The sequence below is a fragment of the Polynucleobacter sp. MWH-Braz-FAM2G genome, from assembly GCF_018687635.1.
GTDB lineage: Bacteria > Pseudomonadota > Gammaproteobacteria > Burkholderiales > Burkholderiaceae > Polynucleobacter.
The window spans coordinates 48,577-73,958 of record NZ_CP061300.1 but is presented as its reverse complement, the minus strand read 5'-3'; the positions used below and the strand labels follow the sequence as shown (position 1 = coordinate 73,958).

At 45.6% G+C, this 25,382-nt stretch carries 36 protein-coding genes; all 36 read right to left on the bottom strand.

Going from position 1 to position 25,382, the window contains the following annotated elements; genetic code table 11:
• Nucleotides 1-15: 15 nt before the first annotated feature.
• Nucleotides 16-1,692, bottom strand: a complete 1,677-nt coding sequence (gene dsbD / locus FD973_RS00450; protein ID WP_215323707.1) for a protein-disulfide reductase DsbD — start codon at nucleotides 1,690-1,692, stop codon at nucleotides 16-18.
• Complete coding sequence (gene cutA / locus FD973_RS00445) at nucleotides 1,689-2,039, bottom strand: divalent-cation tolerance protein CutA (RefSeq protein WP_215323706.1); 351 nt, start codon at nucleotides 2,037-2,039, stop codon at nucleotides 1,689-1,691. Before cutA ends, dsbD begins: the two co-directional genes overlap by 4 nt.
• Nucleotides 2,040-2,108: 69 nt before the next feature.
• A complete protein-coding gene (rplQ, locus tag FD973_RS00440; protein WP_114637458.1) occupies nucleotides 2,109-2,504 on the bottom strand; it encodes a 50S ribosomal protein L17 in 396 nt (131 codons plus the stop codon).
• Nucleotides 2,505-2,520: 16 nt separating this feature from the next.
• A complete protein-coding gene (rpoA, locus tag FD973_RS00435; RefSeq protein ID WP_215323705.1) occupies nucleotides 2,521-3,501 on the bottom strand; it encodes a DNA-directed RNA polymerase subunit alpha in 981 nt (326 codons plus the stop codon).
• Between the two features lie 23 nt (nucleotides 3,502-3,524).
• Nucleotides 3,525-4,148: a 30S ribosomal protein S4 gene (gene rpsD / locus FD973_RS00430; protein WP_215323704.1), complete on the bottom strand. Its 624-nt coding sequence runs from the start codon at nucleotides 4,146-4,148 to the stop codon at nucleotides 3,525-3,527.
• A 117-nt stretch (nucleotides 4,149-4,265) separates the two neighbouring features.
• Nucleotides 4,266-4,673, bottom strand: coding sequence for a 30S ribosomal protein S11 (rpsK, locus tag FD973_RS00425; RefSeq protein ID WP_215316691.1), 408 nt, complete (start codon nucleotides 4,671-4,673; stop codon nucleotides 4,266-4,268).
• An 18-nt stretch (nucleotides 4,674-4,691) separates the two neighbouring features.
• Complete coding sequence (gene rpsM, locus FD973_RS00420) at nucleotides 4,692-5,057, bottom strand: 30S ribosomal protein S13 (RefSeq protein ID WP_215323703.1); 366 nt, start codon at nucleotides 5,055-5,057, stop codon at nucleotides 4,692-4,694.
• A 24-nt stretch (nucleotides 5,058-5,081) separates the two neighbouring features.
• Nucleotides 5,082-5,198, bottom strand: coding sequence for a 50S ribosomal protein L36 (rpmJ, locus tag FD973_RS00415; protein ID WP_012357167.1), 117 nt, complete (start codon nucleotides 5,196-5,198; stop codon nucleotides 5,082-5,084).
• Between the two features lie 34 nt (nucleotides 5,199-5,232).
• Complete coding sequence (gene infA / locus FD973_RS00410; RefSeq protein WP_068320132.1) at nucleotides 5,233-5,451, bottom strand: translation initiation factor IF-1; 219 nt, start codon at nucleotides 5,449-5,451, stop codon at nucleotides 5,233-5,235.
• A 4-nt stretch (nucleotides 5,452-5,455) separates the two neighbouring features.
• The gene (secY, locus tag FD973_RS00405) at nucleotides 5,456-6,793 is read right to left on the bottom strand and encodes a preprotein translocase subunit SecY (protein ID WP_215323702.1); all 1,338 of its coding nucleotides are present in this window, start codon (nucleotides 6,791-6,793) and stop codon (nucleotides 5,456-5,458) included.
• 17 nt (nucleotides 6,794-6,810) lie between these two features.
• Nucleotides 6,811-7,251 (bottom strand): 50S ribosomal protein L15, encoded by a 441-nt coding sequence (rplO, locus tag FD973_RS00400; RefSeq protein WP_215323701.1) that lies wholly within the window; start codon nucleotides 7,249-7,251, stop codon nucleotides 6,811-6,813.
• A 27-nt stretch (nucleotides 7,252-7,278) separates the two neighbouring features.
• Nucleotides 7,279-7,467: a 50S ribosomal protein L30 gene (gene rpmD / locus FD973_RS00395; protein ID WP_015420249.1), complete on the bottom strand. Its 189-nt coding sequence runs from the start codon at nucleotides 7,465-7,467 to the stop codon at nucleotides 7,279-7,281.
• A 24-nt stretch (nucleotides 7,468-7,491) separates the two neighbouring features.
• A complete protein-coding gene (gene rpsE, locus FD973_RS00390; protein WP_215323700.1) occupies nucleotides 7,492-8,010 on the bottom strand; it encodes a 30S ribosomal protein S5 in 519 nt (172 codons plus the stop codon).
• 18 nt (nucleotides 8,011-8,028) lie between these two features.
• Nucleotides 8,029-8,382, bottom strand: a complete 354-nt coding sequence (gene rplR / locus FD973_RS00385; protein ID WP_215323699.1) for a 50S ribosomal protein L18 — start codon at nucleotides 8,380-8,382, stop codon at nucleotides 8,029-8,031.
• A 13-nt stretch (nucleotides 8,383-8,395) separates the two neighbouring features.
• Entirely contained in the window at nucleotides 8,396-8,929 is a 534-nt protein-coding gene (rplF, locus tag FD973_RS00380) for a 50S ribosomal protein L6 (RefSeq protein WP_215323698.1), read from the bottom strand.
• 10 nt (nucleotides 8,930-8,939) lie between these two features.
• The gene (rpsH, locus tag FD973_RS00375) at nucleotides 8,940-9,335 is read right to left on the bottom strand and encodes a 30S ribosomal protein S8 (protein WP_215323697.1); all 396 of its coding nucleotides are present in this window, start codon (nucleotides 9,333-9,335) and stop codon (nucleotides 8,940-8,942) included.
• A 24-nt stretch (nucleotides 9,336-9,359) separates the two neighbouring features.
• A complete protein-coding gene (gene rpsN / locus FD973_RS00370) occupies nucleotides 9,360-9,665 on the bottom strand; it encodes a 30S ribosomal protein S14 (protein WP_215323696.1) in 306 nt (101 codons plus the stop codon).
• 9 nt (nucleotides 9,666-9,674) lie between these two features.
• Complete coding sequence (gene rplE, locus FD973_RS00365) at nucleotides 9,675-10,217, bottom strand: 50S ribosomal protein L5 (protein WP_015420243.1); 543 nt, start codon at nucleotides 10,215-10,217, stop codon at nucleotides 9,675-9,677.
• Nucleotides 10,218-10,233: 16 nt separating this feature from the next.
• On the bottom strand, nucleotides 10,234-10,542 hold the full coding sequence (rplX, locus tag FD973_RS00360; protein ID WP_015420242.1) for a 50S ribosomal protein L24: 309 nt from the start codon (nucleotides 10,540-10,542) through the stop codon (nucleotides 10,234-10,236).
• 9 nt (nucleotides 10,543-10,551) lie between these two features.
• Nucleotides 10,552-10,920, bottom strand: a complete 369-nt coding sequence (gene rplN, locus FD973_RS00355) for a 50S ribosomal protein L14 (protein WP_011901910.1) — start codon at nucleotides 10,918-10,920, stop codon at nucleotides 10,552-10,554.
• 183 nt (nucleotides 10,921-11,103) lie between these two features.
• On the bottom strand, nucleotides 11,104-11,373 hold the full coding sequence (gene rpsQ / locus FD973_RS00350; protein ID WP_011901909.1) for a 30S ribosomal protein S17: 270 nt from the start codon (nucleotides 11,371-11,373) through the stop codon (nucleotides 11,104-11,106).
• Nucleotides 11,374-11,385: 12 nt separating this feature from the next.
• Complete coding sequence (gene rpmC / locus FD973_RS00345; RefSeq protein WP_114637472.1) at nucleotides 11,386-11,580, bottom strand: 50S ribosomal protein L29; 195 nt, start codon at nucleotides 11,578-11,580, stop codon at nucleotides 11,386-11,388.
• Between the two features lie 14 nt (nucleotides 11,581-11,594).
• Nucleotides 11,595-12,008, bottom strand: a complete 414-nt coding sequence (gene rplP / locus FD973_RS00340) for a 50S ribosomal protein L16 (protein ID WP_011901907.1) — start codon at nucleotides 12,006-12,008, stop codon at nucleotides 11,595-11,597.
• 2 nt (nucleotides 12,009-12,010) lie between these two features.
• Entirely contained in the window at nucleotides 12,011-12,838 is an 828-nt protein-coding gene (gene rpsC / locus FD973_RS00335) for a 30S ribosomal protein S3 (RefSeq protein WP_215323695.1), read from the bottom strand.
• 8 nt (nucleotides 12,839-12,846) lie between these two features.
• Nucleotides 12,847-13,179 (bottom strand): 50S ribosomal protein L22, encoded by a 333-nt coding sequence (gene rplV / locus FD973_RS00330; RefSeq protein WP_197713907.1) that lies wholly within the window; start codon nucleotides 13,177-13,179, stop codon nucleotides 12,847-12,849.
• A 7-nt stretch (nucleotides 13,180-13,186) separates the two neighbouring features.
• A complete protein-coding gene (rpsS, locus tag FD973_RS00325) occupies nucleotides 13,187-13,465 on the bottom strand; it encodes a 30S ribosomal protein S19 (RefSeq protein WP_011901904.1) in 279 nt (92 codons plus the stop codon).
• 19 nt (nucleotides 13,466-13,484) lie between these two features.
• Nucleotides 13,485-14,315 carry a 50S ribosomal protein L2 gene (gene rplB, locus FD973_RS00320; protein ID WP_068947694.1) on the bottom strand — a complete coding sequence of 277 codons (831 nt, stop codon included), beginning with the start codon at nucleotides 14,313-14,315 and terminating at the stop codon, nucleotides 13,485-13,487.
• A gap of 2 nt (nucleotides 14,316-14,317) precedes the next feature.
• The gene (gene rplW, locus FD973_RS00315) at nucleotides 14,318-14,632 is read right to left on the bottom strand and encodes a 50S ribosomal protein L23 (RefSeq protein ID WP_068947693.1); all 315 of its coding nucleotides are present in this window, start codon (nucleotides 14,630-14,632) and stop codon (nucleotides 14,318-14,320) included.
• On the bottom strand, nucleotides 14,629-15,249 hold the full coding sequence (gene rplD / locus FD973_RS00310) for a 50S ribosomal protein L4 (protein ID WP_114639433.1): 621 nt from the start codon (nucleotides 15,247-15,249) through the stop codon (nucleotides 14,629-14,631). The genes rplW and rplD overlap by 4 nt, the downstream gene beginning before the upstream one ends.
• 11 nt (nucleotides 15,250-15,260) lie before the next feature.
• Nucleotides 15,261-15,917, bottom strand: a complete 657-nt coding sequence (gene rplC, locus FD973_RS00305) for a 50S ribosomal protein L3 (RefSeq protein WP_173956647.1) — start codon at nucleotides 15,915-15,917, stop codon at nucleotides 15,261-15,263.
• Between the two features lie 198 nt (nucleotides 15,918-16,115).
• Nucleotides 16,116-16,427, bottom strand: coding sequence for a 30S ribosomal protein S10 (gene rpsJ, locus FD973_RS00300; RefSeq protein WP_011901899.1), 312 nt, complete (start codon nucleotides 16,425-16,427; stop codon nucleotides 16,116-16,118).
• Nucleotides 16,428-16,550: 123 nt separating this feature from the next.
• The gene (gene tuf, locus FD973_RS00295; RefSeq protein ID WP_068320082.1) at nucleotides 16,551-17,741 is read right to left on the bottom strand and encodes an elongation factor Tu; all 1,191 of its coding nucleotides are present in this window, start codon (nucleotides 17,739-17,741) and stop codon (nucleotides 16,551-16,553) included.
• Nucleotides 17,742-17,791: 50 nt separating this feature from the next.
• Nucleotides 17,792-19,894, bottom strand: a complete 2,103-nt coding sequence (gene fusA, locus FD973_RS00290; protein ID WP_215323694.1) for an elongation factor G — start codon at nucleotides 19,892-19,894, stop codon at nucleotides 17,792-17,794.
• A 27-nt stretch (nucleotides 19,895-19,921) separates the two neighbouring features.
• Complete coding sequence (rpsG, locus tag FD973_RS00285) at nucleotides 19,922-20,392, bottom strand: 30S ribosomal protein S7 (protein ID WP_068320103.1); 471 nt, start codon at nucleotides 20,390-20,392, stop codon at nucleotides 19,922-19,924.
• Between the two features lie 170 nt (nucleotides 20,393-20,562).
• Nucleotides 20,563-20,943: a 30S ribosomal protein S12 gene (gene rpsL / locus FD973_RS00280; protein WP_068947691.1), complete on the bottom strand. Its 381-nt coding sequence runs from the start codon at nucleotides 20,941-20,943 to the stop codon at nucleotides 20,563-20,565.
• Between the two features lie 176 nt (nucleotides 20,944-21,119).
• Complete coding sequence (gene rpoC / locus FD973_RS00275) at nucleotides 21,120-25,382, bottom strand: DNA-directed RNA polymerase subunit beta' (RefSeq protein ID WP_215323693.1); 4,263 nt, start codon at nucleotides 25,380-25,382, stop codon at nucleotides 21,120-21,122.

The window sequence follows — 25,382 nt, the reverse complement described above, 5'->3', positions numbered from 1 at the left end:
TACTGCTTAGCGTCTTTAATTTTTCAATACATTTCTTATTCGCTCAATAAAGCGCTGTGGTGGCATATAGCCAATTACGCGTTGATCCTTTTGTTCTTCTGAATTTTGATTAAAAATCAAAATGCCTGGGGGGCCAAATAATCCAAAACGCTTCAATAATGCTTGGTTCTCAGCACTATTTGCCGTCACGTCTGCTTGTAATAAAACCATTTGCTTGAGCTGATTGGCAACTTCTGGGTTTGCAAAAGTATTTATCTCCATTTCTTTGCAACTGATACACCAGTCTGCATAAAAATCGAGAAGAACTAGTTTTTGCTCTTGCTTAGCTTTAATCAGTTGTGCGTCTAGTTCTGCTGAAGAGTAAATCACTGCAAAAGATAAATCGCCCACTTGGTGAATACTCTGTCCATTGCTTGTTTTAATTGCCCCAACAGTCTCATTTTTTTGAAGCAATGGCGAGGCAATCCAAGCTGCCGTAGCAACTAATAATACCCCCAAAGTGCGTTGCAAGTAAACCATCCAAATTCCAGTGGATGGAATCAATATGCGGGCTTCAACAGCAATAAATAACAATGGCAGACCCATTCCTAAGGCCATAACGAAGAGCAGCCCTGCGCCCAAGCTCATAGAACCTGTTTGGGCAATAAAGGCTAAGACGCCTGCCAAAGGAGCGGTTATGCAAGGACTAGCCACCATAGTTGAAATGCCGCCCAATGCAAAGGCACCAAAAACACTGCCTCCTTTTTGCCGACCAGCTAGCTTATCCACATGGTGATGCCATGAATGTGGCAAACGCAGGTCATAAAGACCAAACAAGCTACCCGAAAGCATCAGGAGTAACAGAGCAAAGGTGGCTAGTGCAAAGGGGCTTTGGAGAGCACGCTGAACACTTCCGCCAAGGGCTGCCATAAGTACACCGGCTAAGGCATATATCAGAGCCATACCCATTACATAAGCCATCGCCAAGATACTGGCCTGACTTTTAGATATCGCCTTGCCGCCCTGAGTACCAAAAATCACACTGGACAAAATAGGTAACATGGGTAACACACAAGGGGTAAATGCCAAAGCAAGACCTAATACAAAGAACGCTAAAAATAAATAGCTAGTTGAAGTGCTTTCTAAAAAACGACTAATGGCATTGATATCATCACGCTCTCGCCATAAGTCTGCCAAACTAAATTGCGCAGTTTTTTGAGCATCGGATGCAGGAGCACTCTCTAAAACATCCGGGATTGGACCGGCTTTAACGCCAGGTCCGGCAAGTAAAAATTTAAGTGTCATCGGCGGATAACAAATACCTGCTTCTGCACACCCTTGTAGGGTAGTTTCCAGATACATAGGCTGACCAACTACAGGCTTTATATCTAGAAAAACTAGGAATGGCTCTTTATAAACTTGTAACTTTTTTTGAAAAGTTTCATCAAATTTTTCTAATCCCGCTGGGAGCGCAGGCCTTATATTTACTAGCTTATCAGACTTTGTACCCGCTTGAAATTTTAGCGATTCTTGATAGATGTAATAGCCCTTGGCTGGCAAAAATTCAAGTTCAATTTGATTGGAGTTTTCTAACCAAGTAGCCTCCACTCGAAACGCTTTTTCAGGCGGCAAAAAATCTTGTGCGGCAAATACTTGCGCTGATAGCAACAGCAATAGCCCAAAAATCTTTGCCCCAAAAGTATGAAATTTCATGACTTCGAATTTACCTCAGACTTCACCCACTTGCCGTATTGTTCCTCATATTGCTCTGGAGAAAAAGCCAATACTTCAGGAAGATCATATGGGTGCGCATTTTTAATAAAAGCGCTGATTTCGAGCCACTTTGCTTCGGTGGTTTTTGCAGATAGCAATACCTCTTGCTCTTCGCAAATCTTATCCCCCCATCGATAGACTGATAGCATGCCATCTTGCATTTGCACGCAAGCGGCCAAATTTTCCTCTACCAGTTTACGAGCTAGGCTCTTTGCAGCCTCCATATTAGGAAGACTGGTTACAACTACCAAAAGCTTACTGGAATTGACTGCTGAAATTTCAGGCATTCTGTATTTTTAACTTGATAAATGAAAAAAGCCAGACCGAAGCCTGGCTTTTTACTATAAGTGCGAGACTTAAGCCTCTTCAGCTACAACAGCTGTTTCTTCAACTTCAGGACGATCTACCAACTCAACCAAAGCCATTGGCGCATTGTCGCCATGACGGAAGCCAAACTTCAAAATACGAAGGTAGCCACCTGGACGTGTTGCGTAACGTGGACCGAGCTCTGTAAAGAGTTTAGTCACGATATCGCGATCGCGAGTGCGGTTAAATGCTAAGCGGCGATTTGCCAAATTGTCTTTTTTACCCAGGGTAATCAAAGGCTCGACAACCATGCGCAATTCTTTTGCTTTTGGCAAAGTCGTTTTAATGACTTCGTGCTCCAAAAGTGAATTGGACATGTTGCGCAGCATCGCCAAGCGATGTGATGATGTTCTGTTTAGTTTGCGTAAGCCGTTTCCGTGACGCATGATGCTTCCTTTCTAATTATTTCTCGAGGTTAGCTGGAGGCCAGCTTTCGAGTTTCATGCCAAGACTTAAGCCACGAGCCGCCAATACATCTTTGATTTCATTCAAAGATTTACGACCTAAATTAGGCGTCTTCAACAATTCATTCTCTGTACGTTGAATCAAGTCACCGATGTAGTAAATGTTCTCAGCCTTCAAGCAGTTTGCAGAACGAACTGTGAGCTCGAGGTCATCTACTGGACGCATCAACATTGGATCAACCATTGAAGAGCGGCTTGGTGCTAAATCACCAGAAACTTCACTGCTCTCAAGAGCTGCGAATACAACCAATTGATCAACCAAGATGCTTGCTGCTTGACGAATTGCTTCTTCAGGAGACAACACACCATTAGTCTCAATAGTCATTACCAAACGATCAAGGTCAGTACGTTGCTCGACACGAGCAGATTCAACAGCATAGCTAACACGGTTTACTGGGCTGAATGAAGCATCCAACACAATACGGCCAATAATCTTGGTTGCTTCATCGCTGTACTGACGCACGTTACCTGGTACATAACCACGGCCTTTTTCAACCTTGATCTGCATGTCTAACTTACCACCAGCAGATAAGTGAGCAATTACGTGATCTGGGTTCATGATTTCAACGTCATGTGGCAAATCAATATCTTTTGCAGTAACAACGCCTGGACCTTCTTTACGCAAATTGATAGTAACTTCGTCACGTGACTGCAACTTAAATACGATACCTTTGAGGTTCAACAAGAGGTTCACAACATCCTCTTGAACTCCATCCAATGTGGAGTACTCATGAACAACACCAGCAATAGCCACTTCAGTTGGTGCATAACCAACCATAGAGGACAAAAGTACACGACGTAATGCGTTTCCGAGTGTGTGGCCATAGCCACGCTCGAACGGCTCCATAACAACCTTAGCTTGGTTGGCGGTAAGCGCTTCAACAGAAATAATCTTTGGCTTGAGCAAATTTGTTTGCATATTTTTTCCTTGAGAGTGCCTAATTAGCGTGAATACAATTCAACAATCAAACTTTCATTAATTTCACCGCTAATATCTTCGCGGTCAGGCACTTGCTTAAATGTTCCCTCAAGCTTAGTTGCGTCAACTGATACCCAAGTAACAGCCGCCATTTGTCCAACTAAGTTGAGTGATTCTGCAATACGCGCCTGCTTCTTCGCTTTTTCACGAATAGCAACAACGTCTCCAGGCTTAACCTGAATAGATGGGATATTCACTGCGCTGCCGTTAAGCATGATGGCGCCGTGAGAAACCAACTGACGTGCTTCAGCGCGAGTGGAACCAAAGCCCATGCGATAGACCACGTTATCGAGACGTGACTCTAACAACTGGAGCAATGTTTCACCAGTATTGCCCTTACGACGCTCAGCTTCTGCGAAGTAACGACGGAATTGACGCTCTAATACGCCATAGATACGCTTAACCTTTTGCTTTTCACGCAATTGATTACCGTAGTCTGATGTTCTTGAGCCAGATGTACGACCATGTTGACCAGGCTTAGTATCTAACTTGCACTTGTCTGACAGGGCGCGACGTGCGCTCTTTAAAAATAAGTCGGTACCTTCCCGACGAGCTAATTTGGCCTTAGGCCCTAAGTAACGTGCCACGATGCTTTCCTTTCTTTGCCGCAGCCTTACGACCGGCGGTGAGTTCGCCCTTTAAATCAGGCGAACAGTGGGCTTTAATAAAAAAACTACTAAAACTTGTACTGCCAACTTCCTAGCTTAGATACGACGACGCTTAGGAGGACGGCAACCATTATGGGGAACTGGAGTAACGTCTTGAATCTCAGTGATCTTGATACCCAATGAGTTCAAAGCACGTACTGCTGATTCGCGACCTGGGCCTGGACCTTTGATCTGAACTTCCAAGTTCTTGATACCGCATTCAATTGCCACCTTGCCAGCAACTTCTGCAGCTACCTGAGCAGCAAAAGGTGTTGATTTACGTGAACCCTTGAAACCCTGTCCGCCAGAAGTTGCCCATGAAAGCGCATTTCCTTGACGATCAGTGATCGTAATAATGGTGTTATTAAAAGAAGCGTGAACGTGTGCAATACCATCAGCAACGTTCTTTTTAACCTTCTTACGAGCGCGCTGTGAAGCGGCTGCTGCAGATTTTTGTTGTGCCATGTCAATAAACTTTCTTGATTATTTCTTCAGTTGCACGCCAGACTTACGCGGGCCCTTGCGTGTACGCGCATTAGTCTTAGTACGTTGACCACGTACAGGCAAGCCTTTACGATGACGCACGCCACGGTAGCAACCTAAGTCCATCAAACGTTTGATGCTCATAGTTACTTCACGACGAAGGTCGCCTTCGGTGATGAACTTACCTACTTCATCACGCAACTTTTCCAAGTCAGCGTCGGTAAGATCCTTAACTTTTTTGTCGATTGCAACACCTGTGGTTTGGCAAATTTGACGTGCACGTGTTGTGCCAATGCCAAAAATTGCTGTTAAACCGATAACAGTATGTTGATGATTTGGGATGTTTACCCCAGCGATACGTGCCATGAGATTTCCTCTTAATTAACCAGATCAGCCTTGACGCTGCTTATGACGTGCGTCTGAAGAACAGATCACGCGCACAACACGTTTGCGCTTAATGATCTTGCAATTTCTGCAAATACACTTAACGGATGCTAAAACTTTCATAACTCACCTCTTAAAAATAGGTACTACTTAATCTTTACTTCGCACGGAAAATAATTCTGGCGCGCGTCAGGTCGTAAGGAGTCATCTCCACCGTTACCTTGTCTCCTGGCAAAATTCGGATGTAATGCATCCGCATTTTTCCAGAAATGTGCCCAAGAACCACATGTCCGTTTTCAAGCTTTACGCGAAACATCGCGTTCGGCAAATTCTCAACAACTTCACCCGCCATCTGAATTACATCGTCTTTAGACATTCAGTTAAGCGCCCATCTTAAAGTTGGCTTTTTTCATCAAAGAGCCGTACTGCTGTTGCATAACAAATGACTGAACTTGAGCCATGAAATCCATTGCAACAACCACAATAATCAACAATGAAGTACCGCCAAAATAAAACGGCACGTTGTACTTCAACACCAAGAATTCTGGCAACAAGCAAACCAGAACCATATAAATCGAGCCCGCTAGAGTCAAACGCACCAGGATCTTGTCTATGTAACGCGCTGTCTGATCCCCTGGACGAATACCCGGAACAAATGCACCGCTCTTCTTCAAATTCTCAGCAGTCTCACGACTGTTAAACACCAATGCGGTATAGAAGAAACAGAAGAAAATAATCGCAGCTGCATACAAAATGGTGTAAACAGGCTGACCCGGGGCCAAAGTCGCCGCCAAATCTTTAATAATCCTGCTGAACATATTGGTTGGCTCGCCTGATGTAAACCAGCCAGCAATCGTTGCAGGAAACAAAATGATTGAAGAAGCAAAAATTGGAGGAATTACACCCGCCATATTTAACTTCAATGGGAAATATGAAGATTGGCCGCCATAAATCTTGTTGCCAACTTGACGCTTAGCGTAATTAACCAAAATACGGCGTTGACCGCGTTCTACAAACACCACAAAGTAAGTTACCGCAACGCAAATTACCACGATCAGTAATGCGGAAACAATATTCATTGATCCAGTACGAACCAACTCTAACAAGCTTGCTAATGCATTTGGCAGACCAGAAACAATACCGCCAAAAATGATGATGGAGATGCCGTTACCCAAACCACGCTCGGTAATCTGCTCACCAAGCCACATCAAGAACATCGTGCCAGTTACCAAAGTAACCACTGTATTCAATTCAAACATCAAACCTGGATTGATAACCAAACCTGGCTGAGCTTGAAGCGCAACCGAAATACCCAATGCTTGGAATGTTGCCAAGAACACAGTGCCGTAGCGGGTGTACTGAGTAATCTTACGTTGACCAGCTTGACCTTCTTTTTTCAAGGATTCCAAAGAAGGAACAACAATCGTCATTAACTGCATGATGATCGATGCAGAAATGTAAGGCATGATTCCCAAAGCAAAAACAGTAAAGCGAGATAAGGCTCCGCCTGAGAATAGATTGAACATCCCCAAGATACCGTCTTTTTGACCAGAGAACAGTTGCGCTAATTGGTCTGGATCAATTCCAGGAACTGGAATGTGAGCACCCAAACGGAACACGAGCAAAGCCAACACCAGGAAGACTAAGCGTTGACGTAATTCGCCAAACTTGCCACCTGATGCTGCAGTACTTGCGTTATTGGTAGGTGCTAATGCCATATCTACTAAAAAGCCTATTAAGCCAATTCAACCAATTTGCCGCCAGCCGCTTCAATAGCTGCTTTTGCGCCGGCGGTTGCTGTGATGCCCTTGAGAGTTACAGCAATCTTGAGTTCACCAGTTTTGATAACCTTAACCGCGTTGATTTGCTCACCAGCAAAGCCATGAGCTTTCAATACCAACAAGTCCACTTCTGGCAAGTTGATTTTTGCTAAGTCGTTCAAAGTAATTTGACCAACATGTCGACGTGTCAAAGACACGAAACCACGTTTTGGCAAACGACGATACATAGGCATCTGACCGCCTTCAAATCCAACCTTGTGGAAACCACCAGAACGGGATTTTTGACCTTTGTGACCACGGCCAGCAGTTTTACCAAGACCAGAGCCAATGCCGCGTCCTACGCGACGACGTGCTTTCTTAGAGCCTTCTGCGGGTTTAATTGTGTTGAGTTGCATATTCTTCGCCTATTTACTTGCTAGTTATTAGCCAATGACTTTAACTAGATAAGAAACTTTATTAATCATGCCGCGAACAGCTGGAGTGTCTTCCAATTCAGAAACTGAATTGATTCGACCAAGACCTAAGCCACGTACAGTTGCACGATGGCTTTCGCGTGTGCCGATCAAGCTGCGTACTAATTGCAGTTTGACTTTGGAGTTTGATGTTGTCATTTGTAGATTCCTAATCTTTTGGTCTTAGCCGAGAATCTCTTCAACTGACTTACCGCGCTTAGCAGCAATCTCAGCAGGAGTACTCATCTTGCTTAAACCATCAATAGTTGCGCGAACCATGTTGTAAGGGTTTGTTGAGCCAAGAGACTTAGCAACAACGTTTGTTACACCCATCACATCAAAAATAGCGCGCATTGGGCCGCCAGCAATAACGCCCGTACCATCTTTTGCTGGAGAGATCAAAACGCGCGATGCGCCATGTTGACCAATCACTGAATGCTGCAATGTACCTTTACGTAAAGGCACCTTGATCATCTTGCGACGAGCTTCGTCCATTGCCTTTTGAACTGCAACTGGAACCTCTTTAGACTTACCTTTGCCCATACCGATACGACCATCGCCATCGCCAACTACAGTGAGCGCAGCGAAGCCGAGAATACGACCACCCTTAACCACTTTAGTAACACGATTAACAGCAATCATCTTCTCGCGAAGACCATCATCACGCTCTTCGTTTTGCATCTTAGTTTGCATTTTTGCCATGTTTTTTCCTAAACCCTATTAGAACTTCAGGCCGGCTTCACGCGCAGCTTCAGCTAAGGCCTTAATACGGCCGTGGTAACGATGACCGGCACGATCAAAAGCAACATCAACAATGCCTGCCTTAACAGCACGCTCAGCAACTAACTTGCCGATTTGTTTAGCCGCTTCAGCGTTGCCGCCGTTTTTGATTGCTTGGCGCAAATCTTTTTCCATTGTTGAAGCAGCTGCCACAACCTTGGTTCCGCATGGGCTATAAACCTGAGCAGAAATATGTGAATTGCTACGGATAACTGTTAAGCGATTTGCTTGTGCTTCAGCAATGCGAATACGAGTCTGCCGAGCACGTCTTTGTCTGGATTCGTCTTTATTCATTTTCTAATCTCGCTTACTTCTTCTTAGTTTCTTTCAGATGCACAACCTCATCCACGTAGCGAACACCCTTGCCTTTGTATGGCTCTGGTGAACGGTATGCGCGAACTTCTGCTGCGACCTGGCCAACTTGCTGCTTGTTGGAGCCTTTAATAATGATTTCGGTTTGCGATGGAGTCTCAGCCTTTACGCCCTTTGGTAGGTTGTAAATAATGTCGTGTGAGAAACCTAACTGCAATTTCAATGTTTCGCCTTGAGCAGCAGCACGATAACCAACGCCAACCAAGCTAAGCTTGCGCTCAAAGCCAGTAGTTACGCCAACTACCATGTTGTTTACTAAGGCACGTGCTGTACCTGACTGAGCACCAGCTTCTGGTGTGTCGTTATTCAAAACAACTGTCAATACGCCATCCTCTTGCTTCAATCCAACTGAAGGATGCAAGTTATGTGTCAATGTGCCCAATGGGCCTTTAACAGTAATGTTTGCGCCATTAATGCTGATCTCAGCACCTTTTGGAACTGTAATGGGTGATTTACCTACGCGGGACATATTTCGCTCCTTAAGCTACGTAGCAAATAACTTCGCCGCCCACGCCTGTTGCACGTGCTTTACGGTCTGTCATTACGCCTTGAGGGGTTGAAATAATTGCAATGCCCAAGCCATTCATAACTTCTGGAATGTCATGACGGCCTTTATAGATACGCAGACTTGGTGTTGATACACGGTCAATACGCTCGATAACAGGACGGCCTGCATAGTATTTAAGATCAATATGGAGCACTGGCTTAGCTGCTTCACCTTTGATTTCAAAACTTTCGATATAGCCTTCATCTTGCAAAACTTTTGCGATGGCTACTTTAACTTTGGACGACGGCATTGTGACGATCGGCTTTTGCACTGCTTGCGCATTGCGGATCCGGGTCAACATGTCGGCGATTGGATCGCTGATACTCATGAGTTCTCCTAATTCTTTCGCCGCTTACCAGCTGGCCTTGGTTAAACCGGGGATTTCGCCACGGAAGGCGATTTCACGAATCTTGCTACGAGCCAAACCGAATTTACGGAATGTGCCACGTGGGCGACCGGTTAATGAACAACGATTTCTTTGACGAATCGGGCTTGCATTACGTGGAAGAGCCTGTAGTTTCAAGCGAGCTTCGTAGCGCTCTTCATCACTGCGTGAGTTATCAGCAATGATCGCTTTGAGTTCAGCACGCTTGGCAGCGTACTTCTCTACAGTTTTAGCGCGCTTATTTTCGCGCTCAATTAGGGATAGTTTTGCCACGTTAGCCTCTTAATTGCGGAAAGGGAATTTGAATGCTGCCAACAAAGCTTTTGCTTCTTCGTCAGTTTTAGCAGTCGTTGTGATACTGATATTGAGACCACGGAGGGCATCAATTTTGTCGTATTCGATTTCAGGGAAAATGATCTGTTCTTTTACACCGATGTTGTAGTTACCACGGCCGTCAAATGCTTTACCAGAAATACCGCGGAAATCGCGAACGCGTGGCAATGCAACAGTAACGAAACGATCCAAGAATTCGTACATGCGTTGACCACGCAATGTCACCATGGCACCGATTGGGTAACCTTGACGAATCTTGAAACCAGCGATCGCTTTTTTAGCTTTAGTTACAACTGGCTTTTGACCAGCAACTTTAGTTAAATCACCAACTGCATTTTCGATAATTTTCTTGTCGTTCACTGCATCACCAAGACCCATATTCAGGGTTACTTTAGTAATGCGTGGAACTTCCATTACAGACTTGTAGCCAAATTTGGCAATTAAATCTGCAACAACTTTAGCTTGATAGTGCTCTTGAAAACGTGTGCTCATAATTTCTCCGTACCCCTTATGCGCTTAAAGTTGCGCCAGTGGTTTTGAGGAAACGCTGTTTTTTACCATCAACGAGTTTGATACCAACACGTGATGGCTTGCCGTTACCGTCAACCAAAGCCACATTAGAAATGTGAACAGGCATCGTCTTATCAATCATGCCGCCAGTAACACCAGCAGCTGGATTAGGTTTAACGCTCTTTTTGTAGATATTCACGCCTTCGATTACTAATTTGTTTTCGAGAACGGCCGTTACAGTCCCTTGCTTGCCTTTATCGCGGCCAGTCAATAAAACTACGGAATCACCTTTACGAATCTTTTTCATATCAGCCTCTTAAATAACTTCGGGGGCGAGAGAAACGATCTTCATGAACTTCTCAGTACGCAATTCGCGTGTGACAGGTCCAAAGATACGTGTGCCAATTGGCTCTAACTTTGCGTTGAGCAATACCGCTGCGTTTGCATCGAACTTAATCAATGAACCGTCTGGACGGCGAACACCTTTTGCAGTTCTCACCACAACTGCGTTATAAATGTCACCTTTTTTTACACGGCCACGTGGAGCAGCAGACTTAACGCTGACTTTGATGACATCACCAATACTGGCGTAACGACGCTTTGAGCCGCCCAATACCTTGATGCACAAAACTTCACTGGCGCCTGTGTTATCGGCAACCTGTAATCTACTTTCGGTTTGTATCATTTCTAATCCCCAACTTATTGGCCAAAGGCAAACAGTCTTGGTTCCGTCTATGGGTTTTAACGAAAATTAAAACCCGGAATTAATGAAAAACACTGCTTCTCCAATAAAACCAGAGAAGCCTTCTATTCTACTACGCAAAACAGGGATTTGGCAATAAAGTTCGCCAAAATCCCCAATATTTCTTTAAATACCCTTTGAAGCTTCTACTAAACGGGTCACAACCCAAGATTTAGTGCGAGAAATTGGCTTAGATTCAGCAATTTCAACGGTATCACCCATCTTGTATGTACCAGCTTCATCATGCGCATGGTACTTTTTGGATTGGCCAACATACTTACCAATCACTGGATGCTTAACTTGACGCTCAACCAACACCGTCACAGTTTTTTGCATTTTGTCACTAACAACGCGTCCCACTAGGGTACGGCGCAAGGGTTTAGATAATTCTGTCATATCCCTTTTTCCTTATTTCTGTGCAGTCTTTTGGGCAATAAAAGTCTTCACACGAGCGATGTCGCGCTTATTCTTACCCAATTGACTGGTATTTGTGAGTTGCTGAGTGCCTTTTTGCATACGGAGTTTAAAACCGGTTTTAAGCAACTCGGTTAACTCTGCATTTAAAGCAGCCAGATCTTTTGATGCTAATTCTGTATTTTTCATAATCTCTATCCCGATCAACCTAAATGGCGAATCACGAAAGTGGTCTGTAAAGGCAACTTAGCAGCAGCAAGCTTGAAAGCTTCACGCGCCAATTGCTCGTCAACACCGTCCATCTCGTAGAGCACTTTGCCTGGTTGAATTTCAGCAACGTAGTACTCAGGATTACCTTTACCGTTACCCATACGTACTTCAGCGGGTTTTTGTGAAATTGGCTTATCTGGGAAAATGCGAATCCAAATACGGCCACCACGTTTAATGTGACGAGTCATTGCACGACGTGCTGACTCAATTTGACGAGCTGTCAAACGACCACGGCCAACGGCCTTCAATCCAAAGTCACCAAAGGCTACAGAACTACCACGTGTTGCCACGCCAGTGTTACGGCCTTTTTGTTCCTTACGATACTTGCGACGCTTTGGTTGTAGCATGCTTACTCTCCTGACTTCTGCGTATCTGCGGCTGGTGTTTCAACCTTACGCACACGCTTTACTGCTGGTTTAGCAGCAACTAATGGCTTGTCTGCGCCAGCAGCTGGTTTACGTGCAGCTGTCTTGCTTGGGGCACGACGAGTTTTCTTTTCTTCGGCAGCGGGTTCAGCAGCTTGTGCAGCAACCTGAGCTTCTGCACCACGACCCAATGTGTCACCTTTGTATACCCAAACTTTTACACCGATGATGCCGTATGTTGTTTCAGCTTCTGAGGTTGCGTAATCGATATCCGCCTTCAATGTATGAAGTGGAACACGGCCTTCACGGTACCATTCGCGACGAGCAATCTCAGCGCCATTCAAACGACCTGACGACATGATCTTAATGCCTTGTGCGCCAAGACGCATTGCGCTTTGCATCGCACGCTTCATTGCGCGACGGAACATGATGCGCTTTTCTAACTGTTGAGTAATAGAGTCTGCGATCAATTGTGCGTCAACTTCAGGCTTACGAATTTCTTCGATATTCACATGAACTGGAACACCCATGCGCTTTTGTAATTCGCGGCGGAGCACTTCAATGTCTTCACCTTTTTTACCAATTACAACGCCTGGACGTGAACTGTAGATAGTGATGCGCGCGTTCTTTGCAGGACGCTCAATCACAACCTTGCTAACAGAGGCATTCTTTAACTTCTTCTTCAAATAGCTGCGAACATCTACGTCCTCTTTCAGCATCTTTGCGAAGTCAGTATTGTTTGCATACCAACGTGATGTCCAATTCTTCGTTACCGCGAGTCGGAATCCGGTAGGGTTAATCTTTTGGCCCATATTTTTCCTTAGTTACTCAAGGTCACGCTAATGTGACAAGTTTGTTTTTCAATTTGATTGCCACGACCCTTAGCGCGTGCTGTAAAGCGCTTCAATGAAGTGCCTTTATCAACAATAATTGCTGCTACCTTGAGCTCGTCAATGTCAGCACCTTTGTTGTGTTCAGCGTTGGCCACTGCGGACTCAACAACTTTCTTCACAATGAAGGCAGCTTTCTTGGGGCTGAAGTTCAAAATGTTTAATGCGCGAGCAATTGGCAAACCACGAATTTGGTCGGCGACCAAACGTGTTTTTTGCGCAGAAATGCGGGCACCCTTGTGAATAGCTTTAACTTCCATCATCATCCCCTTACTTCTTCGTTACTTTCTTGTCAGCAGCGTGACCTTTGAAAGTACGGGTCAAGGCAAATTCGCCTAACTTATGACCCACCATGTTTTCTGATACATATACCGGAACGTGTTGACGACCGTTATGCACAGCAATCGTCAGACCAATAAAGTCTGGGAGGATTGTTGAACGGCGTGACCAAGTTTTGATCGGCTTTTTGTCTTTGTTGGCTTGTGCAACTTCAACTTTTTTTACTAAGCTGGCGTCGCAGAATGGGCCTTTTTTAGCTGAACGTGTCATATCTATTTATCCTTATCGCTTAACGTTTTTGACGACGTTGAACGATCATCGAAGTTGTGCGCTTATTGCGACGTGTGCGATAACCTTTGGTTGGAGTGCCCCATGGAGATACAGGTACGCGGCCTTCACCAGTTCTACCTTCACCACCACCGTGTGGGTGATCTACTGGGTTCATTGCCACACCGCGAACGGTTGGGCGAATACCACGCCAGCGATTTGCACCTGCTTTACCAATTTGACGCAAGCTATGCTCTTCGTTGCCAACTTCACCAATAGTGGCACGGCACTCAATCAGGACACGGCGAACTTCACCGGAGCGCAAACGTACTTGAGCGTATACACCTTCACGAGCCAACAAGACTGCTGAACCGCCAGCTGAACGTGCAACTTGTGCGCCCTTACCTGGAAGAATTTCAACGCAGTGAATCGTGCTACCAACTGGAATATTACGGATAGGTAAATTGTTGCCAGACTTGATTGGCGCTTCTGAGCCATTCATGATTGCTTGGCCAACAGTCATGCCTTTAGCAGCAGGAATATAACGACGCTCACCATCAGCAAACACGATCAATGCAATATTTGCACTGCGGTTTGGATCGTATTCCAAGCGTTCAACTTTTGCTGGAATACCATCTTTATCATTGCGCTTAAAGTCAACAACACGATAGTGATGCTTATGACCACCGCCCTTATGGCGAGTAGTAATATGACCGTTGTTGTTACGGCCTGCTTTTTGAAACTGTGGCTCTAACAATGGAGCAAAAGGCTTACCTTTATGGAGGTCTGGATTGACCACCTTGACCATTGAGCGACGACCTGGTGAGGTCGGTTTTGTCTTCATCAAAGGCATGATTAATTCGCCTCCGCTTCAAAGTTAATTTCTTGACCTGGCTTCAAATTCACATAGGCCTTCTTAGTGTGGTCACGACGACCCTCAAAACGGCCATAGCGCTTAGGCTTACCTTTTTGATTTACGATTTGAACTGAGTCAACTTGCACTTTGAAGAGCAATTCAACTGCTTGTTTTACATCGCTCTTGTTTGCATCGCGAGCTACTTGGAAAACTACTTGTTCGTTTTTCTCTGCAACCATAGTGGCTTTCTCAGAGATAACAGGACCAAGCAGAACCTTCATCAGGTTGTGATCGTTTTTACGGACTTGGCTCATTTCAGCAACTCCTCAATTTTTGCGATCGCTGCTTTGCTTACCAATACTTTTTTGTATTGGACCAAAGCTAATGGATCAGCATGCTGTGGCTCAACCACGGCAACTTTATGCAAGTTGCGTGATGCCAAGTACAAATTCTCGCTAACCTGATCTACGATGATCAAGACTGAATCCAAGCCCATAGCTTTAACTTTTTCAGCTAAAACTTTAGTCTTTGGAGCGTCAAGATTGAATTGGTCAACAACATTCAAACGACCTTCACGTGCCAACTGAGACAGAATTGATCTCATGCCTGCGCGGTACATTTTCTTGTTTACTTTTTGGCTGAAATTCTCTTCTGGAGAATTCGGGAATATACGACCACCTCCACGCCACAGCGGGGAAGAGCTCATACCAGCACGTGCACGACCAGTACCTTTTTGACGCCAAGGTTTCTTAGTTGTGTGCTTAACTTGCTCACGATCTTTTTGTGCGCGGTTACCGCTACGTGCATTTGCTTGGTAAGCAACTACAACTTGGTGCACCAACGCTTCGTTATATTCGCGCTCGAATACTTCTGGTGAAGCTTGTACGCCCGCACCTAAAGTACCGTTGTCTTGGAGAAGCTTAAGTTCCATATTCGCTCTCCTTATTTCTTCTTCAACGGCGTCTTCACCGCTGGAGTAACAATAACTTTACCGCCTGGGGCACCTGGAATAGCGCCTTTAACCATGATGAGATTACGTTCTGCATCAATGCGTGCGATAACTAAATTTTGTACGGTACGTGTAACGTCACCAAGGTGGCCAGTCATGCGCTTACCTGGGAAAACGCGACCTGGATCTTGTGCCATACCAATAGAGCCTGGTACGTTGTGTGATCTAGAGTTACCGTGAGATGCGCGACCAGAAGCAAAGTGGTAACGCTTGATGGTACCTGCGTAACCTTTACCGATTGTTACGCCTTGCACATCCACTTTTTGACCAGCAGTAAACGCAGCGTCAGCAGGAATTACTTGTCCTGGTGTCATCTCTGCAATTTTTGCTGCATCTAATTGGAATTCGTTGAGCGCATTACCGGCCATAACACCTGCTTTTGCAAAGTGACCAGCCATTGATTTGGTAACGCGAGTAGCTCTACGTGTGCCATGTGCCAACTGGATAGCGTCATAGCCATCAGTTGCCTGGGTCTTGATTTGAGCGATTCTGTTGTCGCTCACGTCAATTACGGTGACAGGAATCGCTTCCCCTTCGTCCGTAAAAAGACGGGTCATGCCGACCTTGCGGCCGATTAAGCCTAAGCTCATATTCATGCTCCACGCCGACTTCGATTGGTCGGCAAAATTAATTTAAGTGATTTACAAGTAAAAGTACTTCTAAATCAATAACTTACAACGTTTTTAATGCTAATAAAACCGTAAAATCTGCCAAAATTCACTCAGCAGAGCCTTAGATTCTATCCCGAAAACCCAGTCTTGGCAAGTGCCGAGACTGGAAACAACAAATTACTGCAACTTAATTTCGACGTCCACGCCTGCTGGGAGGTCTAATTTCATCAAAGCATCTACGGTTTTCTCTGTAGGATCAACGATATCCATCAAACGGAGATGGGTACGGATCTCTAACTGATCACGAGATGTCTTGTTCACATGTGGTGAACGCAAAATATCAAATCGCTCAATACGTGTTGGCAAAGGTACAGGGCCCTTAACAACTGCACCAGTACGCTTAGCTGTATCAACAATTTCAGCTGCGGACTGATCGATTAAACGGTAATCAAATGCTTTAAGGCGAATACGAATTTTTTGGTTTTGCATATTAATTCCAAAGAGCGTTGTGGTGCTGCCACGTTATACATCTAAAGAGCACGGTGACATCAGCAGCACTGATGTCACCGGTTAGCAAACCGCTAAATATTTTTACTAATTAATACTTGCTTCTTAAGCCAAAATCTTTGCAACCACGCCGGCGCCAACAGTACGGCCACCTTCACGGATCGCAAAACGTAAACCTTCTTCCATCGCAATCGGAGCGATGAGTTTGACGGTAATTGTGACGTTATCACCAGGCATCACCATCTCTTTGTCTTTTGGCAACTCGATTGAACCAGTTACGTCCGTAGTACGGAAGTAGAACTGTGGACGATAGTTGTTAAAGAATGGAGTATGACGACCACCTTCGTCTTTACCCAAGATGTAAACCTCGGCTGTAAAGTGCGTATGTGGAGTGATAGAACCAGGCTTTGCCAATACTTGGCCGCGCTCAACTTCTTCACGTTTTGTACCGCGTAACAAGATACCAACGTTATCGCCTGCTTGACCTTGGTCGAGCAATTTGCGGAACATTTCAACACCAGTACAAGTGGTCTTGAGGGTTGGCTTGATACCGATGATTTCAATCTCTTCACCGACCTTGATGATGCCGCGCTCGATACGACCAGTCACCACAGTACCGCGACCGGAGATAGAGAACACGTCTTCTACTGGCATCAAGAACGCACCGTCAACAGCACGCTCTGGAGTTGGGATGTATGAGTCAAGGGCTTCAGCCAATTTCATGATGGCTTCTTTACCCAATTTACCTTCGTCGCCTTCTAAGGCTAACTTAGCAGAACCTTGGATGATCGGTGTGTCATCGCCTGGGAAGTTGTACTTAGAGAGAAGTTCACGAACTTCCATTTCAACTAACTCAAGCAATTCAGCGTCATCAACCATGTCGCACTTGTTTAAGAAAACAACGATGTAAGGAACGCCCACTTGGCGTGCCAAGAGGATGTGCTCACGAGTTTGTGGCATTGGGCCGTCAGCAGCAGAGCAAACCAAAATAGCGCCGTCCATCTGCGCAGCACCAGTAATCATGTTCTTCACATAGTCAGCATGTCCTGGGCAATCCACGTGAGCGTAGTGACGATTGGCAGTCTCGTACTCAACGTGTGCAGTATTAATCGTAATACCACGTGCTTTTTCTTCAGGAGCAGCATCGATCTGATCGTATGCTTTTGCTTCGCCACCGAATGCTTTAGAAAGCACGGTTGCGATTGCTGCTGTCAAGGTGGTTTTACCGTGGTCAACGTGACCGATGGTGCCTACGTTTACGTGCGGTTTTGTCCGCTCGAACTTTTCTTTTGCCATTTTTGTCTGCCTTCTTTAGCTAGTCAATATTCAAAATTAATGTGGATAAATTACTTCGCTTTAGCAGCCATAACTGCTTCAGCAACGTTCTTAGGTGCTTCGGAATAATGCTTAAATTCCATGGTGTAGGTAGCGCGACCTTGGGTCAACGAGCGCAAGCCAGTTGAGTAACCAAACATCTCTGCCAATGGCACTTCAGCGCGAACGATCTTACCGCCGCCTGGAATGTCATCCATACCTTGCAAGATACCGCGACGGGATGAAAGATCACCCATTACGTTACCCATGAAATCTTCTGGCGTTTCAACTTCAACAGCCATCATTGGCTCCAACAAAACTGGAGCAGCTCTACGCATACCATCTTTGAACGCCATTGAGCCCGCCATCTTAAATGCGTTTTCATTGGAGTCAACATCATGGTATGAACCGAAGAATAATGTTGCTTTGACATCAACTACTGGATAGCCAGCCAAAACACCGGAGTTCAATGTTTCTATGATGCCCTTTTCAACTGCAGGGATGTATTCACGCGGAACCACACCACCCTTAATTGCGTCAACGAATTCAAAACCTTTACCTGGTTCTTGTGGCTCGAGTTTCAACACAACGTGACCGTATTGACCGCGACCACCAGACTGTTTAACGAACTTACCTTCAACTTCATCGCAAGTCTTGCGAATAGTTTCGCGATACGCAACTTGTGGCTTACCAACAGTCGCTTCAACGCCGAATTCACGTTTCATACGATCAACCAAAATTTCCAAATGGAGCTCGCCCATACCGGAAATAATTGTTTGGCCTGATTCTTCATCAGTCTTCACGCGGAAAGAAGGATCTTCTTGCGCCAAACGATTCAACGCAAGACCCATTTTTTCTTGGTCAGCTTTAGTCTTTGGCTCAACAGCTTGAGAGATCACTGGCTCTGGGAAAACCATGCGCTCCAAAATAACAATGCTATCTGGGTCACACAATGTTTCACCAGTTGTCGCGTCTTTCAAACCAACAGCGGCAGCAATGTCACCTGCAAATACTTCTTTAATTTCTTCACGTTCATTTGCATGCATCTGCAATAAACGACCAACACGTTCTTTCTTACCCTTAATTGGGTTGTAGATTGTGTCGCCAGATTTCATTACACCTGAATAAACACGGAAGAAGATAAGCTGGCCAACAAATGGGTCAGTCATGATCTTAAATGCCAATGCTGAAAATTTTTCATCATCAGCAGCATTACGTGTTGCAGGTGTTCCATCTTCTAATTCACATGGAACTGGTGGCACATCTAAAGGTGATGGCAATAATTCAACTACAGCGTCCAACATGGCCTGAACACCTTTGTTTTTAAATGCTGTTCCACATAACATTGGAACGATTTCATTGGCGATAGTCCGTTGACGCAACGCTTTCTTAATTTCATCTTCGGTCAAGCCTTCGCCACCGAGATACTTTTCCATCAATTCTTCTGAACTCTCTGCGGCAGCTTCGAGCATCTTCTCGCGCCACTCTTCAGCGGAAGCTTGCAATTCAGCAGGGATATCTTCATAGGTAAATTTGGTACCTTGTGAAGCTTCGTCCCAATACACAGCCTTCATTTTCACCAAATCCACAACGCCTTTGAAGTTTTCTTCTGCGCCGATAGGAATTTGGATCAAGATTGGATTTGCCTTGAGGCGAGTTCTCATTTGGTCGTAGACCTTAAAGAAGTTCGCACCAGTGCGGTCCATTTTGTTTACGAATGCCAAACGTGGAACTTGGTACTTATTAGCTTGACGCCAAACAGTTTCAGATTGTGGCTGCACACCACCTACCGCACAGTAAACCATGCAAGCACCATCCAACACGCGCATTGAACGCTCAACTTCAATGGTGAAGTCTACGTGCCCTGGGGTATCAATAATATTGATACGGTGCTCTGGCATATTGCCTGCCATGCCCTTCCAGAATGTAGTGGTAGCAGCAGAAGTAATCGTGATACCACGCTCTTGCTCTTGCTCCATCCAGTCCATGGTTGCAGCGCCATCGTGCACTTCACCGATTTTGTGATTAACACCGGTGTAGAACAAAACGCGTTCTGTAGTTGTTGTCTTGCCTGCGTCAATGTGCGCAGAAATACCAATATTGCGGTATTTGTCGATGGGGGTTTTACGTGCCACTGTTGGTGCCTTTTCTTAACTATTGAATTAGAAGCGGAAATGTGAGAAAGCTTTGTTAGCTTCTGCCATACGATGAACTTCTTCACGCTTCTTCATTGCGCCGCCACGACCTTCAGCAGCCTCTAATAATTCGTTGGCCAAACGTTGAGCCATTGATTTTTCGCCACGCTTTTTAGCGGCTTCGCGCAACCAGCGCATTGCCAAAGCGGAACGACGTGATGGACGAACTTCAACAGGAACTTGATAGTTAGCGCCACCAACACGACGGCTCTTAACTTCAACCATTGGCTTTACATTACCCATGGCTGTTGAAAAAATTTCAAGTGGTTCTTTATTTGCTTTTTTCTCGATGTGATCAAAGGCACCATAAACGATACGCTCTGCAACCGATTTCTTGCCGTCCAACATGAGGACGTTCATGAATTTAGCTACTTCTACATTGCCGAATTTTGGATCCGGCAAAATTTCCCGCTTGGGAACTTCACGACGACGTGGCATAACTACTCCTTCAGTTCAGTTAGGGATGATCCACATGAATCATCCACTCCAGTTGCCCTACTATCTAAGAAAATTCTTAGACGGAACAACCACTTACTTGTCTTTTAAGTCTGACAAAAATGACTTACTGCAATTGACTTGCTACAAAACTACAGCTGCTTAATTTTTAATTAAGCGGCTTTCTTAGCGCGCTTAGCACCGTACTTAGAACGGGCTTGCTTACGATCTTTAACACCTTGTAAGTCCAAAGAACCGCGAACGATGTGGTAACGCACACCTGGCAAGTCCTTTACACGACCACCACGAATCAACACAACTGAGTGCTCTTGGAGGTTATGGCCTTCACCACCAATGTATGAAATAACTTCAAAACCATTGGTTAAGCGTACTTTGGCTACTTTACGAAGCGCAGAGTTAGGCTTTTTAGGAGTGGTTGTATACACACGTGTGCATACACCGCGGCGCTGCGGGCTGTTTTGCAGCGCAGGGCTCTTGCTTTTAACGGTAAGCCTTGTTCTTGGCTTGCGTAATAGTTGATTAATTGTTGGCATAAAATAGCTCGGTTAGTACTTCTTTGTTGCTTTCTTTAAGAAAATCAATGACTTAGAGTATTTCTAGGTCAAAAAGACCCTCTTCTGAATCAGTAGAACTCAGCATTCTAGCTTGGCCAGCCATTTCCGTCAACCTTGAAGGAAAAAACTGGCCATTTCTGGCCAGAATTACCAAATTAGCTTGGATCAGCCTCCCCAGTAGGAGAAACGACTTCAGCCTCAATTTCCACAGGCATATTGGCCAATGCTTCCTCTTCAGCGGCAATCATTTGAGCGCGATCACGCTCGAATTGCTCTCTGACCTTGCGTGCACGGCGGTAAGACAAGCCGGTACCAGCAGGGATCAGACGACCAATAATGACGTTTTCCTTGAGGCCACGGAGTGTATCGGTTTTGCCCATAATTGCGGCTTCGGTCAATACACGAGTGGTTTCTTGGAAAGAAGCCGCTGAAATAAAGCTGTCGGTTGACAAAGATGCCTTGGTAATACCAAGCAATACGTTGTCAAACTGAGCAGGATGCTTGCCTTCAGCAATCACGCGATCATTCTCGTCATAAAGCTTAGAACGCTCAACTTGCTCTCCAGTGATGAAGGATGTATCGCCTGGATCAGTTACCTGAACACGACGCAACATCTGGCGCACGATTACTTCAATGTGTTTGTCATTGATCTTCACACCTTGGAGGCGATAAACGTCCTGAACTTCGTCAACGATGTAGATTGCCAACTCTTCGATGCCCTTGAGAGTCAAGATGTCATGTGGATCAGCAGGACCTTCCACAATCATCTCGCCCTTGTTCACAACTTGACCGTCATGAACGAGAACTTGCTTCTCTTTAGGAATCAAGAATTCATTGGCTTCACCATCCATATCGGTAATAACCAAACGTTGCTTACCTTTGGTTTCTTTACCAAATGAAACTGTTCCAGTGACTTTCGCCAATACAGCTGCATCTTTTGGTGAACGTGCCTCAAACAACTCTGCAACACGTGGTAAACCACCGGTAATATCGCGTGTCTTCTGTGATTCGATTGGAATACGCGCCAATACTTCACCAACTTCGACCTTCTGACCATCCTTAACAGTAATCAAAGCGCCTACTTGGAGGCCAATGTTTACTGGGTGATCAGTACCGGCGATCATGACGTCATTACCCTTGTCATCAACCAAGTTGATCACTGGGCGAACGCCTTTGCTTGCTGCAGAGCGACGTTTACCATCAATCACCACCAAAGTGGAGAGGCCAGTAACTTCGTCAACCTGCTTAGCAACGGTTACACCCTCTTCAACGTTGTCGAAGCGAGCGATACCAGCATACTCAGAAATAATCGGGCGTGTTAACGGATCCCATGTTGCCAAGCTTGCACCGGCTTTTACTGCAGCATCTTCCTTCAACAGGAGAGTTGCGCCGTAAGGAACTTTATGGCGCTCACGCTCGCGACCGTTTTCATCAACGATCAAGGCTTCGCCAGAACGTGAAATCACGATCTGCTCACCCTTAGCGTTCTTCACAACACGCATCGTGCCAGAGAACTTCAAAGCACCATTAGATTTAGCTTCGATGTTGCTCGCAACTAATGCACGTGACGCTGCACCACCAATGTGGAAGGTACGCATGGTCAACTGTGTGCCTGGCTCACCGATAGACTGAGCAGCGATTACACCAACCGCCTCACCAACGTTTACCAAGCCACCGCGACCTAAGTCACGTCCGTAGCACTTCGCGCACAAACCGTAACGAGTTTGGCAAGAAAGAACTGTGCGAACCTTAACTTCGTCGATACCTAATGCAACGATTTGATCAACATGATCTTCGTCTAGCAATGTATCGTTAGGAACGATCACTTCTTGTGTATCAGGATGAATAATGTCGCCGATACATACGCGACCCAAAATACGATCACGCAATGCCTCGATAATTTCGCCACCCTCTACAAGCGCCTTCATAGTTACGCCAGAAGTTGCACCGCAATCTTCTTCAATGACCACGAGGTCTTGAGTAACGTCGCACAAACGACGTGTCAAGTAACCAGAGTTCGCTGTCTTCAACGCCGTATCAGCCAGACCTTTACGAGCGCCGTGAGTAGAGATGAAGTATTGCAATACATTCAAACCTTCACGGAAGTTCGCAGTAATTGGGGTTTCAATAATGGAGCCATCAGGCTTAGCCATCAAACCACGCATACCAGCCAACTGACGAATCTGCGCTGCAGATCCACGTGCTCCAGAATCCGCCATCATGTAGATGGAGTTAAAGGACTCTTGACGCACAGTCTTGCCATTGCGATCGAGTACGTCAACATGTGACAACTCATCCATCATGGCCTTACCAACTTGGTCGCCTGCAGCACCCCAAATATCAACCACGTTGTTATAACGCTCTTGATTGGTCACGAGACCTGACATGAACTGCTTGTCATACTCTTTAACCTTGGAAGAAGCCTCAGTAATGATGCGGTCCTTAGATGTTGGGATCAACATATCGTCGATCGCAACAGAGATACCAGCATTCGTCGCCAAACGGAAGCCAGACTGCAAGAGACGGTCAGCAAAAATCACTGTTTCACGCAAACCGCACTTACGGAATGATGTATTGATCAAGCGTGAGATTTCTTTTTTCTTCAAAGGCTTGTTGATTTCCTCGAAAGACATACCCTTAGGCAAAATCTCAGACAAGATTGCACGGCCAACTGATGTTTGATAGATCTTGGTCTTCTCAGCAAAACGCGCATCGCCTTCTGCCTTTTTGTCCACGATTTCATACTCAGTAATACGTACAGCAACACGAGAAGCCAATTCAACTTGACCCGCTTCGTATGCACGAACTACCTCAGTAATGTTGGCGAAAACCATACCTTCGCCTTTGCCGTTGATCTTGTCACGTGTAGCGTAGTACAGACCCAACACCACGTCCTGTGAAGGAACGATTGATGGCTCGCCGTTTGCTGGGAACAATACGTTGTTCGATGCCAACATCAATGTACGTGCTTCCATTTGCGCTTCGAGCGACAAAGGAACGTGAACCGCCATTTGGTCACCGTCAAAGTCCGCGTTAAATGCCGCACAGACCAATGGGTGCAATTGGATTGCCTTACCTTCAATCAGCATTGGCTCGAAAGCCTGAATACCGAGACGGTGCAATGTAGGTGCACGGTTGAGCATGATTGGATGTTCACGAATGACTTCTTCGAGAATGTCCCAAACGATAGGAGTCTGGCTTTCAACTTCTTTCTTCGCAGCCTTAATAGTGGTTGCAATTCCCAAAGTCTCAAGCTTATTGAAAATGAATGGCTTGAATAATTCCAGAGCCATCAATTTTGGTAAGCCACACTGATGCAATTTCAATGTAGGACCAACCACGATGACTGAACGACCTGAGTAGTCAACGCGTTTACCCAACAAGTTCTGACGGAAGCGACCGCTCTTACCTTTAATCATCTCAGCCAAAGACTTGAGAGGACGCTTGTTAGCACCAGTCATAGCCTTACCGCGACGACCGTTGTCGAGCAATGAGTCAACCGCTTCTTGCAACATGCGTTTTTCATTGCGCACGATGATCTCTGGTGCGCGTAATTCCAACAAACGCTTCAAGCGGTTGTTACGATTGATCACGCGACGATAGAGGTCGTTCAAATCAGATGTAGCAAAGCGACCGCCATCCAATGGCACCAATGGGCGCAACTCTGGTGGCAATACTGGCAATACTTCCATGATCATCCAGTCAGGCTTAATGCCTGAAGTCTGGAACGCCTCAAGCACTTTTAAGCGCTTAGCGTATTTCTTAATCTTGGCATCACTACCAGTTGCTTTCAATTCGGCACGAATTGTCTCTACTTCACGATCAATATCGATCGAACGCAAGAGATCACGAATACCTTCTGCGCCCATGATTGCAGTAAATGCGCCGTCACCATACTCTTCAGTCTTAGCGATGTACTCATCTTCAGACATGATCTGACCGCGCTTCATTGCGCCCTCAGGAGTCATGCCAGGATCAACCACTACATATGCTTCAAAGTAGAGAACGCGCTCGATATCACGCAATGTCATATCGAGAACCATACCCAAACGGGATGGTAGGGACTTCAAGAACCAGATGTGCGCTACAGGGGCTGCCAACTCAATGTGGCCCATGCGCTCACGACGCACCTTAGCAAGAGTAACCTCAACACCGCACTTCTCGCAGATAACACCACGGAACTTTAAGCGTTTGTACTTGCCGCATAAGCACTCGTAGTCTTTGGTTGGTCCAAAAATCTTGGCGCAAAACAAGCCATCACGCTCGGGCTTAAAAGTCCGGTAGTTGATGGTTTCTGGTTTGCGTACTTCACCAAAAGACCATGAGCGAATTTTCTCAGGAGATGCGAGGCCAATCTTAATGACATCAAACTGCTCATCACCCTGCGTTTGCTTAAATAAATCGAGCAATGCTTTCAT